Origin of the sequence: Shewanella sp. 8A (genome assembly GCF_023475945.1) — a bacterium.
Classification (GTDB): Bacteria; Pseudomonadota; Gammaproteobacteria; order Enterobacterales; family Shewanellaceae; genus Shewanella; species Shewanella xiamenensis.
Map to the genome: position 1 here is coordinate 1 of NZ_JAMDJP010000045.1, position 14,062 is coordinate 14,062.

Consider the following 14,062-nt stretch of genomic DNA (forward strand, 5'->3'; position numbering starts at 1 on the left):
ACCGCACAGAAAAGCCCTTCTGACACAGCGATTAATCACATGATAGAAGGGTGTTGTATTGGCATCGATAAGCATTCTTCTGGCCGAGGTCATTATCCGCTCCAAACAGACGCAATCAAGATAATGTAAGGCTAGTATAAGAGGGGATAAAGCACAAAAAGACATGGCTGTCCTCGCTTTTGCTGCTCGCTTTTGTCCTCGCTTTTGCTCGGTGGCAAGTAGAGGCGGCCTGGAAGGGGGAGAAAAGGGGACTGCTAAGCAGTCCCTTTCAATGGAGATTAGTTTTCAGGACGGTTAACCACTTCTGGATCAGGACTCAATAACATTAGTGTGTTTGTCGTGTTTGTTAATACAAACTGAAACTTTGTTGTACCCGCTGTGTGGTCCAAATCTACAAGTTGTACCAACTGTCCATCACTACTAATTGTTACGGCGTCAATAATTTCATCAAAAGGAGTGATGAAACCAACGCCAGCAAATTTTAATCCTTTTCCAGTATTATCCACTAATTGATAAGTGATAGTGCTTGCCTCTGTAATTGTTACATCACCTTGGCACGGCTCACCAGTCGTGTCGACATAGCTAAAAACGGGTTCATTATTATCTAAGTTAACAATCACCTTGATAAAGTGAGCGTGACCTTGTACATTTTGCATTTCTTACTCCTTTTTTATTGATTAAAATTCAAGATTATTAATTTTTGATTTAGTAAGAATCTCAATTAATTCTATTCCAGTATTTTTATCATTTAAGCATTTCAATGATTTTATATATGGGATTGTAATTCCTGGACTTTTGTTTTTACTTACAAAAGGTGCTAGTAAGGACTTTATATCTTTACATACTTCAATGTAATTATCGTTTTCATTTAAATTTTTTAATGAGGATGCTTCTATTAATAAGCTTTCTGAAAAGGGTATAATATTGTCTTGAGAGTTTGTGCTATCTTCTTGTAAGGACATGAAGATAGCCTTTGATTTTTTAGAGAAGTCTAGGCTGTCTTTGTAGTTTTTTATTTTATCCATATGCTTTGCAAGAGCTAGATAGTATTTTGCTAATAATTCTTTATCCTTTTTTGATGCTGTTTTATTGATTTTTATTTGTTCAATTAGGCGCTCGAGTTTAAGCTTTTCATCTTGATTGAAATCACCATATCCAAGGCTTATTAGATTTAAGTATGAATAATTTTTCTGCATTTTAATTATTCTATTTTCGGAGTCTTTGTCTGATGCTTTTTTTATAGTTAAAAAACTAAGTTTAGCCTTTTCAACTGCTAATTTAGTATCATTTTTATAATTAATCAAAGTTGATGATAGCTGATAGCTACTTGAAAGCCTTTCAAGAAGATAGGGTTGTTGCTCTAATTTTTCATTCGAAAGTTCAGTTTGTATTTTTTCATGAATATTAATTGCAGAAGTAACTTCACCTAATGAGGTTAAGGAACTTGCTAACCAAGATCGTGCATTTACTACATCAGATAAAAGTTGTGTATTACTAGGATCTGTTTCTAGAGCACTAAGTTTTAATGTCAGAGACTCCTGAAATCCATTCTTTGCTTCAACGAATTGTTGTCGTTGCATAGAAAGCGAACCTAGGGAGTTATATGCATATGATAGTTCCATCAATGCATCCTTATCATCCGGCGCTAAGGAATACATCTTTTGACTATATTGCAAATACAGTTCAAAAAAGGGTTCGACCGATTCCCACTTTCTATCATCGTATTCAATTTGACCCAACCAAAAGGCATTGGCACCTAAGGTTTTTAGCAGGGCTAAGTTGTCTGGCTGCAATTCGAGCAGCGGCAGCATTTTTTCCTGCGCGGCGAGTAGGGCGCTGCGGGCTTCATCGATTTTATTGCGTGAATAGGCGACTTCGCCCATGGCCTCTAAGGTCTGCCCATGCTGGAAGCGGGCGTCGAAGCTTAAGTATTTTTCATCGTCTTGGCTGGAGAAATCCGTGAAATATTCCAATGCCTTATTGCTGATGCCGTCGAGTAAGTCCATCCGGCCGATGCCGCGCATCTTATCGGCGAAGTCACCCACCATAAACCCGAGTAGATCTTCGGCGGCGAGGCGTTTTTGCTGGGCCAGCTTTTCGGCTTCGATACTGCGAACGCTCATAATGACTGAGGTTAAGGTGAGTACGCACAGCAGGGCGACGGTGACGCGCCTCGTCCAGCGCAGCATAGTGGCGCGTTTGCTGGAGGCGGCAATAAAGTCGGTTTCCCGCTCGTCTAAGTCAAACAAGGGGTTTTGCCTAAGGCTTTGGGCCTCTTTTAAGGGTTTACCCTCGGCCAGCAAATAGGCGCTGTGTTTGGCTTCGCTGAGCCAGCGCTGGGATAAATGCTGTAGTCGGCTCTTAATGCTAAGGCTGTCGTTATGTTCGCTGATCCACGCCGTCGCCCTTGGCCAGCGGCGCAGCAGGGCTTCGTGGGAGATGCTAAAACAGGGTTCACCATTTTGCAGATGGGACACAAATAAGCGGCTATCGACCATGGCTTGCACTAGGGCGGTTTCGGCCGAGTTTTGCAACTGCGACCAACGGGCGGTGCGGCTGGTGATGGATTTTTCATCCTCACGCAGGGTGACTAACAGGGACAAAATCCGCGGCAGACTGGCTTTTTCGGCCTCGGTTAAATGGGAGATGGCCTGCTCGGCATTTTTACCGATAGCGCCTTCGATGCCGCCTAAGGTGCGATAGACAGAGACTAATAGTTTGTCATCGTCGCTGCGCTGTAAATACAGCGCCTGCAAGGTGTATTGCAACATGGGTAGCGCATCTGGATTGCTGGCGGCATCGCTACAGAGCATTTCATCGAGCGGCATGGCGGTGTCGCTGTCAATGTCCCAAGTTAAATTGGCGGCAACGGCTGGTAGGCGGATCATTTGCAACAGCTCGGTGCGCGTGGGCGGCGCAAAGTCGAAATGGGCACCGCGCGCTTTTCCCGCCATCAGACTGGGATAATTGACCAGCAACGGATAAAAATCGTTGCGACAGGCACTTAGAATCAACACCGCATGGGAAGTGGCAAGACGCTCTAACAACTCGATAAAGGCACTGCGCTCGGCGTTGCTAAACAGCGGCGATGATAATAGCACCTCTAATCGATCGATAAATAAGCCAAAGCGTGGCGTCGCATAAGCATGATTTTTAAGGCTTTGTTTGCATATCTCGACAATGCCCTGCGGATCTTGCTCAAGCTTGGTGGCAAGCGTATCGGCGCTCATGCCATCAAATACTGGAATATCGTTTACCTCCCAATCGAGCATGGCACTGGCCAGATCGGTGAGCAGTTGCCCCTTAGCAACATCGGCAAAATCGAGGCTGCTATAGGCCACAACCCCAACGCCATTAAAGCCATTGGCGGCCATGAGGTTAGGCAATACGCCGGCATTAATTAAGGAGGATTTACCGCTACCACTGGGGCCTAAAATTAAGCAGAAGGCGCGGCCAAAATGGATTTGCTGGCTAATGCGATTCAGCAACGTGCTAATTTGTTCGCTACGGCCGAAGAACACGTCGGCATAGTTGGCGCTGTAGGCTTGCAGGCCTGGAAACGGCGAACCACCTTGCCAAGTTTGTGGCGTGGCGCTGGCCTCGTGGCCGACGGGAAAGCGCACCTCGGCTAAGGTGCGATAACCACGTTTGCGAATGGTCTCAATGTAACGGGATTCGGTGGCACTATCGCCTAAGGCGCGACGTAACTGGTTGATAATCTTATGCAGTGGATTGTCGCCCGTGTCGACCCCAGGCCAGCAATGGCTGACAATTTCGTCGCTGCTGACCACTTCACCGGCGTTTTGGCAGAGAAATAACAACACATCCATCGCCTTAGGCTCAAGCTGTTTAACTTGCTTACCCAGAAGCAGGCTGTTGGCGCTGGGATTAACTTGCCATTCACCCAAAAAAAATGTGCTGTCACTCATAGGATTTCCATTGCTTGAGCATCGACTAAGGCGGAGGAATCGCGGTGCCGTTAGCCATTGTTATTTTTATATTCCATTTGCATATGTTGCTATGGGGTTTTGCGTCAAAACATTGGCATTATGCCTAGACTCCTTGTTATTTAAAAGAAGTAAGCTTTTATAATCAATGTAAATTTTATCTTGAAATTGTGACAGCATGTTGTGCTGATACCCATGTGTTGTCACAGGGTTGGGGGATTGCGCGATAATTGCACTTTCGCTTGGGTAAACGCTTGGCTTGGCAGCATAAACTCGGATGACGGGTAAAAAAAGAGTGCCCAAGGTGGGCACTTAACGCGGTTGGGAAGGGAGAAATGGGTTAAATTGAGTTAGCGCGTAAGCACCAGTGCGTTGGCCTGAAAACTTAACCGTGCCATTTGCCCTTGGTCTTGCAGCTCTAGCTCGTTGAGTTCAAAGGGCGGTTGCAGGCCTGAGGCTTGGATAAGTTTGGGGTCAAATATCAGCTTAAGTTTAGGGGATTCGGGGGTTAACCAGTTTGCCGCTTGGGTGCGCATAATTGCGACTTTTTGCCCCTTAGCGTTTGTGCCCGTTAGCACCCCACTAAGGCCAAAGCGACCCGCTTCGGCGACAGTTAGCTCAAAGTTGACTTGATTCGGTACGCCTTTATCCCAAACGGTTAGCACTTCGGGTTTGATGCTGGCCGAGTTTACATAGGACTTAAAGGCGGTTTTCACCGTGCGCTGCACTGGGCGGCCATCGACCTGAGTCTGGACTGTGACTTCGATTTCACTCAGCCCCGCATTGCTGCTGGCAAGGGGCAAGTCCGCAGGCACTAAAGCCTGCCATTCATCCCCTTGTTTCACCATGGCCAGCGCTTGCTCTGTACCATCGGCTTGTTTGAGTTTGGCCTTAGGCGCAAATTGATTATCGCTTTGGCTTAAGGCGAGTTTAACCCCAACCGTTTGGGCATCGGCCGCAATTGCGCTGGGCGCCTTGATACTCAGTTGATAGGGCGAGCCTTTTTCCTTCACGTTGACCAGATAGTTGGCCTTAGCGACTAAGGGCTGGCTGACTTGCAGGCGATATTCTCCGGCCGTGGCTTTTTCAGACATTTGCAGCGCGCTGGAGTCATCGGCGAGTCCCGCGCTCGCTAAGGCTTCGGCGCTCACCAGCGATTTAACCAAGGATTCCGTTGCTTGCGAGCTGCTGGCGTTTTTACCCTGCGGCGTTTGGTCTATCCGCTGAATTTGCACTCGCTCAGGGGCTACGGCATCGGCATGCATTAAGGCGCCTGTGCTGACATCGCCGCGGGGCGCAATCCGCACTAAACTGCCCGCTTGGCTCAAGTTAAGCTGCACGCCGGCATTAAGCTCAGCGCCGGTGACATTAAGCCAATACTCATCACTTTGGCTTGCCTGCTCAACCACGGGTTGACTGGCTTGGTATTCGCCATAGAGCGGAGTGATAAAGCTGACGTAATCGGTACTGGTATTAATCGGCGCGAGAGTTGGCGAGGCGATATTAGTATCGACAAGGTCGCTCTGCGTCGGCGCGGCTAAGGTTAAGCCCTTGGCATACATTGGACTGGCTTCTTTTTGTGGCTCAGGCGTGGGTGACTCATCCTGACAGGCACCGAGCAGGCTAGCTAATATGACCAAGCTGACCGCTTTGCTTAAGGTGCGGAGTGTAAAAGGTGGCATAGTGAGCTCCTTAAATATGATTGCGGATCAGCGTGTCTAAGTTAAAGCAGGCACGGCGACTCTGCTGATGGCTTAACGGTTCTTGGCCTCGGGTCTTTTGTTTATCGGTAAACCAGACTGTGCCTGCGGCTTTTTGGGAGCTGCAATTTAAGAAGCCGTCGGAGCAGCTATCGAGCCAGTTTTGGGTAGTTTCGAGGGCGACCTGATATTGATAGCCAGCGCAGTAGCTGTCGCTGTCCCAAATGGCGGAATCCACATCCGAGCCGACAACCACCTCGAAGGGCTTACCTAAACTCGGGCGACCCGAGGTGCCATAGAGCCAAGTGTTGTTGTAGTTTGCCATCCAGCCGACTTGCTGCTGTTTGACCGCATTGCTGCCATAGCCTAAGAGCCAACCTAGGGTGGTTTCGAACACATTGCCTTGATTGACTGCATCGGCGAGCGGCGTGCCGCCACTCGATGGCGCAAGAGCAATAACCCTTGAAGTGGCTTTGATCACCGCAGGATAACGGCTGTCCCAAGTCGGGTTTGATAAAATCCAGCGCACCACATTACCGCCATTAGAGTGGGTCAGCAGGATTAAATCATCAATATTTTTCGCTTGGATAAAGCTATTGAGCTGAGTGGCGAGGCAACCCGCGGCGGCTTCTTCCCACATATATTGGTCGAAGTCACAGTTGATAACAGTGTAATTATTGGGGACGGGGATCCCTTGGCGCACTGAGTTAACAAATTCCGAAGTCCAATAGTCGGCTAACGCATTGGTTTGTTTTCCGGTTCCGTGAACAAAGGCGATACCTGTTGCGGCAAAAATCGCGGGACTGACAGCTAACAGACCCAAGAGCATTAAGGTGTTTTTTATCTTCATGGGTGTTTCTCATCTCTAGTGATTGAGCGCGGCCTTACAGTGCACTGCAATCGTGAACATTAATCAGGTGTCTGTGTCGATTGACATCGCTGCACTCTGGTGCAAGGCAATCTTGGGCTGGTTTTAAGGAATGCTGCGCAGTAAAACCACTGGGAGTAAAAGTTCACAAGCTGAGTGACCTTGCTATGGTGGACAGGGTAGACTCTTACTCTGGCTTATTAACCTAGTCGCAACATTTGGGGCTGGCAAGCAAAAATTCGCTATACAATTTAATGACATAGCGACAATCTTTTGACTTTGTTTTAATATGACCTAACCGACAGCTAATTGCTTGATCAGTAAACGCTAATAAAACGTATAGCGTATTTAGCCGTTTGAATTGGCTGGGATGGCTCAAAAATTATTTTTACTTTAACGTTTTGGATCTTTATTGGTTCTATAGCGTTTTCACACTTATTGGGAGGCACCTTTGGCCATCACACAACAGGAAATGAGCCGCTGTTTAACCGAACTCAATTGCCGTAGCAATTTTTCGGTGAAGAGCATTACCGAATATATGTTGCCAGGTACTAAGGAAGCCTTTTACCTGCATATGGATGGCAAAACGCCGCAACTGATTATTCGCCCCGCGTTTGAGATATTTTCGGGTGAATTTACCACCTTAGCAGGCGTGCATGCTAAATATGACTATTACCACAGCGCGGAAATGACGCGATTTCCCAAACGTTTACATAAAAGTCTGACTGAAACCCACTATGGATTGGCCTTTAGTTTTGATTCCATTGAGGCGGTGCAGCAATTTATTGAGCGTTTAAGCGCTATCGTCAAAGGGGCTTAGGATTTCATCAAAGATAAATACAAGCCTTAAGAGTGGTTTTAAACCTCTGATATTTTAGGCTTAAGCCTTTAGGTTAAATTCCTCAATTTTAACCAAAATGAGGAATTTAACTGCTGCCTTTTCCAGCAGCTTTTCAGTATATTCATCAATAGATGAATTCTGCCGGAGAGGCTTATGTCGGTTATCCCTCGTCGCCCAAGAGGTGTGGTTCCCTTTGCCGCCCAATCTGGGCTGTCTATGGCTGCTGGTCGCCCGAAAGGCAACTCTGATGCACGTCAACGGCTGATCACCGCCGCGGTGACGCTCTTTAGTGAACGCAGTTATCCCACTGTTTCTACCCGTGAAATAGCCCGTGAGGCCGAGGTGGATGCGGCGCTTATCCGTTATTACTTTGGCTCTAAGGCTGGGCTATTCGAGCAGATGGTGCGTGAAACCCTCGAGCCTGTGATTGCGCGTTTGCGTGAAATCTCCTGCGCTCAAGCACCTAATGATATTGGCGAACTGATGCAGATCTATTATCGGGTGATGGCACCTAATCCCGGATTACCCCGATTAATCGTGCGTGTGTTGCAGGAAGGCGATGGCACCGAGGCCTATCGGATCATGTTGTCGGTGTTTGAGCAAATTCTGTCCCTCTCGCGCCAATGGGTTGAGTCGGCATTAGTGAATGCTGGATTACTCAAAGCAGGGCTAGACCCCAATTTAGTGCGCCTGAGTTTTATCAGTTTGATGGTGTTTCCGCTGATTGCTCCCCCGGTTTTAATGCGTCAGTTTGGCCTGTTTAGTAGCAATGCCGAGGATTTACAACGTTTGGCACTGCACAATATGCAGGTGTTTACCCAGGGCGTTTTGCGTGAACCTAGGAGTGAATGATGAGTGTATCTAATGGGTTAGCTGTGATGTCGGTTAAGACGCGGCAACTATCTCCCCAAAGATGGGGCAAGCTGGTGAGGAGTCTATTGGGCGCGGCGCTGTTGCTGCAATTAACAGCCTGTGGCGATGAATCCTCCCGAGTGCTGGGTACGGTTGAGCGCGATAGGTTAACCCTCACCGCCCCCGTGGGGGAGCTGATTAATCGAATTAATGTGGTCGAAGGCCAGCAAGTGCAGGCGGGGGAAGTATTACTCGAGCTGGATAGCACCGCCGCTAAGGCGCGCCTTAGCCAGCGTCAGGCCGAGCTTAAACAGGCGCAGGCAAAGCTGGCGGAAGCTGTAACGGGGGCTCGCTCGGAAGACATAGATAAAGCACGCGCCGCCCTTGATGGCGCCAATGCCAGTGTTAAAGAGGCGCAGCAGAGTTTTGAGCGTACACAACGGTTATTTAAGACTAAGGTGCTCAGTCAAGCAGATTTAGATGCGGCGCGCGCGGCGCGTGATACCAGCCTTGCCAAGCAAGCCGAAGCCGAGCAGAGCTTAAGACTGCTGCAAAACGGCACCCGCAGCGAGCAACTCGAACAAGCCAGAGCCGCAGTCGAGGCGGCCATGGCTGCGGTGGCGCAGGAGCAAAAAGCCCTTAAGGATTTAAGCCTAGTGGCGGCGAAACCCGCAATGGTAGATACCTTGCCTTGGCGGGTGGGTGATAGGGTGGCCGCAGGGAGTCAACTTATTGGTTTATTGGCAATTGAGCATCCCTATGTGCGGGTGTATCTGCCTGCGACTTGGCTCGATAGGGTCAAGGCGGGTAACCAAGTTAAGATCCTTGTCGATGGCCGCACGCAGCCTATTGCTGGCACTGTGCGTAATATTCGCAGTCAACCGGCTTACACCCCTTTTTATGCCTTAAATGAACGCGATAGGGCGAGATTGATGTATCTCACCGATATTGATATTTCGCCAGAAGGACAGGATTTACCCACGGGAATGGCCCTTGAGGTACAACTGCCATGAGTGCACAACAGGCTTCAGCAGGGGGGACAGTCGCTGGGACATCAGCGGCTGAAACATCTACCGCGGCTCCTGAGTTTGCTATCGAAACCCGTGGTATGACCCGCGCCTTTGGCGGCATCAATGCGGTAGAAAATCTCGATTTGGCGATCCCTAAGGGTACGATTTATGGTTTTTTAGGCCCCAATGGCTGTGGTAAATCGACCTCTATTCGGATGTTGACTGGGCTGCTTAGCCCAACCTCGGGGGATATTCGGGTGCTGGGCGAAACCTTGCCCGGCGCCGAGGAAAAACTGCGCCGCCGCATTGGCTATATGACGCAAAAATTCTCCCTCTACGACAATTTATCGGTGCGGGAAAATCTCGAGTTTGTGGCGCAAATTTATGGGCTGAATCGTCACCAAACTAAGGCGCGTTTGGCCGAGTTATTAAGCTTGTACGATTTGGCGGGGCGCGAGAAGCAAATGGCGGGTTCCATGAGCGGTGGGCAAAAACAGCGTTTGGCCTTAGCTGCCGCAACCTTACATCATCCTGAGCTGTTATTCCTCGATGAGCCAACGTCGGCGGTGGACCCTGAAAATCGCCGCGAGTTTTGGGAACGGCTGTTCGATCTCTGTGCCCAAGGCACCACGATTTTAGTCTCGACCCACTATATGGATGAGGCCGAGCGTTGTCATGGTCTCGCGATTTTAGAGCGTGGGATAAAACGTGCCGACGGCTCGCCGCAACAATTAATGGCCGCCATGGGCGCGCGGGTGATTGAAGTATCGGGGGATGATTTACGCACACTAAAACAATCACTCATAAGCGACGCTAACGTGTTATCGGCGGCGCAGATTGGCAGCCGTTTACGGGTTTTAGTGCAAAGTTCGATTGCAGATCCGCTGGCTTGGTTAAGCCCAAGGGTTGCTGGGCGGGCACTGACCGAGGTGCGCCCAAGCCTTGAGGATGTGTTTGTGACTTGCACGGGCGGACGTGCCCAGCTAACGCCGCCAAACGGCAGTGAGGCCACGACAGTGGAGGCTCAAGATGCTAGGTAGAATTTGGGCCGTAGTGGTCAAAGAACTCAGACAGTTATCGCGGGATCGCATGACCTTCGGCATGATAGTGATGATCCCCTTAGTGCAGTTGATATTGTTTGGCTATGCCATCAATACCGATGCGCGTCATTTACCCGCAGGTTTAGTCAATTTAAGTGACTCCGCCTATAGCCGTGCTTTAGTCAAGGCGGTAGAAGCGACCCAAGTAGTTGATTTTAAAAATCGCTATTTGAGTGTCAACGAGGCGGAAGCAGCGATCACCCGCGGCGAAGTGAAAGCCGTGCTGTATTTAGGTGCTGATCTTGACGAGCGTTTAGTACGGCATCCGGCGTTTGCAGGGCAGACCTATTTTGCCGAGCCTGTCGGTCAATGGTTGGTGGATGGCTCGGATACTGTGGTCGCCTCCACCATTCGCAGTTTAAGACAAATGCCGCTGGATGAAATTGCGGGCAGGGCGGTCAAATCCAATCCCCCCAGTTTTGAGGTGGTGCAGTATTTTAACCCTGAGCAGCGATCTGTGGTGAATATCGTCCCCGGCCTCTTAGGGGTCATTTTGACTATGACCATGGTGATGTTTACCTCGGCCGCGATTGTGCGCGAACGCGAGCAGGGCAATATGGAGTTTTTAATCACCACGCCGGTGAGGCCGATTGAGCTAATGCTAGGTAAAATAACCCCTTATGTGTTAGTCGGCTTTGTGCAATTGGCGATTATTCTTACCGCTGGGCATTTGCTGTTTGCCGTGCCGATTCGCGGCGGTTTGGACTCGATTGCGTTGGCGGCCATGTTGTTTATCTGCGCCAGTTTGACCTTAGGCCTAGTGATTTCGACCATCGCGAAAACCCAGTTACAGTCGATGCAAATGACGGTATTTATCCTGCTGCCATCGATTTTGTTGTCGGGTTTTATGTTCCCCTACGAGGCCATGCCCGTAGCGGCGCAGTGGATTGCCGAGGCGTTACCCGCGACTCACTTTATGCGCATGTCCCGCGCGATTGTGCTTCGGGATGCCGAGGTGAGTGACTTGCAATTTGATGCGCTGTGGATGATTGGCTTTACCTGCTTAGGGCTGCTGGTGGCAAGCCTGCGCTTTTCTAAACGTTTGGATTAAGGGGCTGACTCACGCTTTAGGCGCGAGTTTTGATTTAACGCAAATTATGCGTAAAGATTTGGACTAAGTAGTTGAAATGGATGTTAGTTACTTTAGAACTCGCTTACACTGCTGCTAACAAAATGTTCCTTTTATGTGATGGCTTAGTGTGTCCCTTCGCGCGATTTATACAGACCGATTTGTGTAAATCGATACCTGAGGTTATCAGCTCAGTGAATGTGAAGGCCTATTCGGCTGAGCAGCGCGATGCGCATCAACGTTGCATCATACACAAAAGGAATAGAGATTTAGCTTAGCGAAGGAATTCTGTATGCCTGCGATTGTGTGTCAAAGTGCCCTCGAAGCGGTTTCACTGATCCAAAGTGGCGAAACTCTGTGGACCCATTCCATGGGCGCAACTCCAAAAGTCCTATTAGATGCGCTGGCAAAACATGCGCTCACCCTTGAAAATCTCACCTTATTACAGTTACATACCGAAGGTGCTGAATCCTTAAGTCATCCCGATTTACGTGGGCATTTGCGCCATCGCTGTTTTTTCGGTGGGGTACCTACAAGGCCGTTATTACAAAGTGGCGATGCCGATTATGTGCCGATTTTCCTCTCTGAAGTGCCTAAACTGTTCCGCAGCGGCGAGCAAAAAATCGATACCGCGATTATCCAAGTGTCGCCGCCGGATAAACATGGCATGTGTTCCTTAGGAATTTCGGTGGAGGCCACTTTAGCCGCCTGCCAAGTGGCAGGTAAAATCATTGCCCATATTAATCCACAAATGCCCCGCACCCACGGCGATGGTTTTATTCATATCGACCGTTTTGCCGCCGTGTATGAGCAAAGCGCCAGTTTACCCATTCATTCGTTTGCCACTGGCGATGCTGTGAGTCTGGCGATAGGGAAAAATGTGGCTGAATTAGTCCGCGATGGCGATTGTTTGCAGATGGGCATTGGCGCAATTCCCGATGCGGTATTGTCCTGCCTGACCGAGCACAAAGACTTAGGCGTGCATACCGAATTGTTTTCCGACGGGATTTTGCAATTGGTTGAAAAGGGCGTGATTAACAACAGTAAAAAGCGCTTTTACCCCGGAAAACTGGTTACAGGTTTTGCCTTAGGTAGCCAGAAGTTATACGACTATGTGGATGATAATCCTGCGGTTATCTTTATGGATATCGAGCAGGTGAACGACACGTCTATTATCCGTAAAAACCCCAATGTAATGGCGATTAACTCGGCGCTTCAGGTCGATCTCACCGGGCAAGTGTGTGCCGATTCCATTGGCACTAAGATTTATTCGGGCGTGGGTGGCCAGATGGACTTTATCCGCGGCGCGGGGCTGTCCGAAGGTGGCCGCTCTGTGATTGCGCTGCCAAGTACGGCCTCTGGAGGTCGGGTTTCTCGCATCGCTAGCGTGTTATCTCCTGGGGCGGGGGTGGTAACTACCCGCGCCCATGTTCATTACATAGTGACCGAATATGGCGCGGCGAATCTTCGTGGCCGCTCGCTACGTGAACGGGCACAGGCCTTGATTAATATCGCCCATCCGGATTTTCGTGAGCAACTTTGCCGCGATGCCTTTGAAGTGTGGGGATTAAGTCTGTAGCTTTATCAATCCGTTACTCCTGAGTGCCGAGTTTGCGACTCCGTAGGCTCGGTACGCGGCTAAGCGCCAGCTATTATTCCGATTGTGGGATATTCGACACCCTCAATGTTTTGCCATGCCCAGGCGATTTAATCTGGTCAGTATGAATCGAATGGTTAAAAATCATTTTTAACTATTTGATAGTTAAGGTCTTAACGGCTTAATGACAGGAAGTTTGTCAATGTTGTACACCTTAGAGGAGACGACCTCACTCTAACAAAGTTTTGTTAAGGCCCTCCAAGACAATCTCTATCCGGCCGAGTTTTATCAACTGCTTAGCCAACCAATACTCTTTATCTTGAGTGAGAGTAGCACTGGGGCGCCCGAGGCGGGTGAAGGTGCGATGGCTATCGGCATCACCCAGTGGTATGTCCCCCTCGAGGATGGCTGTGATCATTCTTTTATGCCGATTTTCACATCTCAAACCGCCGTTGATAAGGCCATCGAATTGATGAAGAGCGAAGGCACTGAGCACCATGGGTGATGACGCTCGATGCAGAGACGCTGTTCCAAGTGCTGCTGCAATCGGGAAGCGATATGGCGCTGAACCCTAACAGCAATATGTCGAAATCCTCAGATGCACACGAAGTGCGCTTGATGTTGTCATCGCTGCTCGAGTTGGCTGAACACCTGGGGCGCTCTCGTTATTTGGCTATATCAAGCTCCATGAGTATCTCCATTTCGCGCAGATCAAAGGGTTACTGTCGAACTATAAAGCCGTCGTGAAAGCTTATCTGCTGGAGTCTTTACGCTTGGATTTTATGAGAAGTACGTCGGACCACGCCTTAAGCCCTGTCATCCATTTACGCGCTAAAAACTCAGAGGATATTAATCGTATCCGCGGGATGTGAAATTGCTTGAGCGTCAACTGAAGCGGGGCAGCTGGCCTATTAAGGTACACCATTTACATAGCAACAGCGTTGAGTCTATCACTACATTTTGCCAAGCCAAGAGTGTGCATTTTTACTGTCGCTCACTGCTGACGAGTATCAAAGGTTGGTTTAAGTGAGGTGTTTTAGGGATAAGAGCGTGGGGTTATCTCTTTGTGTGATGAACG

The 14,062-nt window shown here is 49.1% G+C and carries 11 protein-coding genes and 1 pseudogene; 7 read left to right on the top strand and 5 right to left on the bottom strand.

Annotated elements, in window-relative coordinates; all coding sequences use genetic code 11:
• The 5 genes and pseudogenes from M0413_RS20970 to M0413_RS20990 form a co-directional block, all read right to left on the bottom strand.
• Window positions 1-93, bottom strand: a pseudogene (locus tag M0413_RS20970) (transposase); the annotation flags it as partial.
• 185 nt (window positions 94-278) lie between these two features.
• Window positions 279-656, bottom strand: coding sequence for a DP-EP family protein (locus M0413_RS20975; protein ID WP_007646896.1), 378 nt, complete (start codon window positions 654-656; stop codon window positions 279-281).
• 21 nt (window positions 657-677) lie between these two features.
• On the bottom strand, window positions 678-3,929 hold the full coding sequence (locus M0413_RS20980; protein WP_249555530.1) for an nSTAND1 domain-containing NTPase: 3,252 nt from the start codon (window positions 3,927-3,929) through the stop codon (window positions 678-680).
• 368 nt (window positions 3,930-4,297) lie between these two features.
• Window positions 4,298-5,629, bottom strand: a complete 1,332-nt coding sequence (locus M0413_RS20985) for a DUF4785 domain-containing protein (RefSeq protein WP_249555531.1) — start codon at window positions 5,627-5,629, stop codon at window positions 4,298-4,300.
• A 10-nt stretch (window positions 5,630-5,639) separates the two neighbouring features.
• The gene (locus tag M0413_RS20990; protein WP_249555532.1) at window positions 5,640-6,497 is read right to left on the bottom strand and encodes a lipase family protein; all 858 of its coding nucleotides are present in this window, start codon (window positions 6,495-6,497) and stop codon (window positions 5,640-5,642) included.
• A gap of 490 nt (window positions 6,498-6,987) precedes the next feature.
• Here M0413_RS20990 and M0413_RS20995 point away from each other — a divergent pair, with 490 nt between their 5' ends.
• The 7 genes from M0413_RS20995 to M0413_RS21025 all read left to right on the top strand — a co-directional run bounded on the left by M0413_RS20995 (window position 6,988) and on the right by M0413_RS21025 (window position 13,489).
• Complete coding sequence (locus tag M0413_RS20995) at window positions 6,988-7,335, top strand: hypothetical protein (RefSeq protein WP_037416982.1); 348 nt, start codon at window positions 6,988-6,990, stop codon at window positions 7,333-7,335.
• A gap of 174 nt (window positions 7,336-7,509) precedes the next feature.
• Window positions 7,510-8,208 (top strand): TetR/AcrR family transcriptional regulator, encoded by a 699-nt coding sequence (locus M0413_RS21000; RefSeq protein WP_037416902.1) that lies wholly within the window; start codon window positions 7,510-7,512, stop codon window positions 8,206-8,208.
• Window positions 8,208-9,221, top strand: coding sequence for an HlyD family secretion protein (locus tag M0413_RS21005; RefSeq protein WP_249555533.1), 1,014 nt, complete (start codon window positions 8,208-8,210; stop codon window positions 9,219-9,221). The genes M0413_RS21000 and M0413_RS21005 overlap by 1 nt, the downstream gene beginning before the upstream one ends.
• 95 nt (window positions 9,222-9,316) lie before the next feature.
• A complete protein-coding gene (locus M0413_RS21010) occupies window positions 9,317-10,258 on the top strand; it encodes an ABC transporter ATP-binding protein (RefSeq protein WP_249555542.1) in 942 nt (313 codons plus the stop codon).
• A complete protein-coding gene (locus M0413_RS21015) occupies window positions 10,248-11,369 on the top strand; it encodes an ABC transporter permease (RefSeq protein WP_249555534.1) in 1,122 nt (373 codons plus the stop codon). Before M0413_RS21010 ends, M0413_RS21015 begins: the two co-directional genes overlap by 11 nt.
• Window positions 11,370-11,679: 310 nt before the next feature.
• The gene (locus M0413_RS21020; RefSeq protein WP_047538971.1) at window positions 11,680-12,966 is read left to right on the top strand and encodes an acetyl-CoA hydrolase/transferase family protein; all 1,287 of its coding nucleotides are present in this window, start codon (window positions 11,680-11,682) and stop codon (window positions 12,964-12,966) included.
• Between the two features lie 337 nt (window positions 12,967-13,303).
• On the top strand, window positions 13,304-13,489 hold the full coding sequence (locus M0413_RS21025; RefSeq protein ID WP_231570510.1) for a hypothetical protein: 186 nt from the start codon (window positions 13,304-13,306) through the stop codon (window positions 13,487-13,489).
• Window positions 13,490-14,062 lie beyond the last annotated feature (573 nt).

Excerpts from the sequence above, each read along its gene's own strand:
- M0413_RS20995 (WP_037416982.1), top strand. The coding sequence starts at position 6,988 with ATGAGCCGCTGTTTAACCGAACTCAATTGCCGTAGCAATTTTTCGGTG.
- M0413_RS21005 (WP_249555533.1), top strand. The coding sequence starts at position 8,208 with ATGAGTGTATCTAATGGGTTAGCTGTGATGTCGGTTAAGACGCGGCAA.
- M0413_RS20975 (WP_007646896.1), bottom strand. The coding sequence starts at position 656 with ATGCAAAATGTACAAGGTCACGCTCACTTTATCAAGGTGATTGTTAAC.
- M0413_RS21010 (WP_249555542.1), top strand. The coding sequence starts at position 9,317 with ATGACCCGCGCCTTTGGCGGCATCAATGCGGTAGAAAATCTCGATTTG.
- M0413_RS20980 (WP_249555530.1), bottom strand. The coding sequence starts at position 3,929 with ATGAGTGACAGCACATTTTTTTTGGGTGAATGGCAAGTTAATCCCAGC.
- M0413_RS21020 (WP_047538971.1), top strand. The coding sequence starts at position 11,680 with ATGCCTGCGATTGTGTGTCAAAGTGCCCTCGAAGCGGTTTCACTGATC.
- M0413_RS21000 (WP_037416902.1), top strand. The coding sequence starts at position 7,510 with ATGTCGGTTATCCCTCGTCGCCCAAGAGGTGTGGTTCCCTTTGCCGCC.
- M0413_RS20990 (WP_249555532.1), bottom strand. The coding sequence starts at position 6,497 with ATGAAGATAAAAAACACCTTAATGCTCTTGGGTCTGTTAGCTGTCAGT.
- M0413_RS21015 (WP_249555534.1), top strand. The coding sequence starts at position 10,248 with ATGCTAGGTAGAATTTGGGCCGTAGTGGTCAAAGAACTCAGACAGTTA.
- M0413_RS20985 (WP_249555531.1), bottom strand. The coding sequence starts at position 5,629 with ATGCCACCTTTTACACTCCGCACCTTAAGCAAAGCGGTCAGCTTGGTC.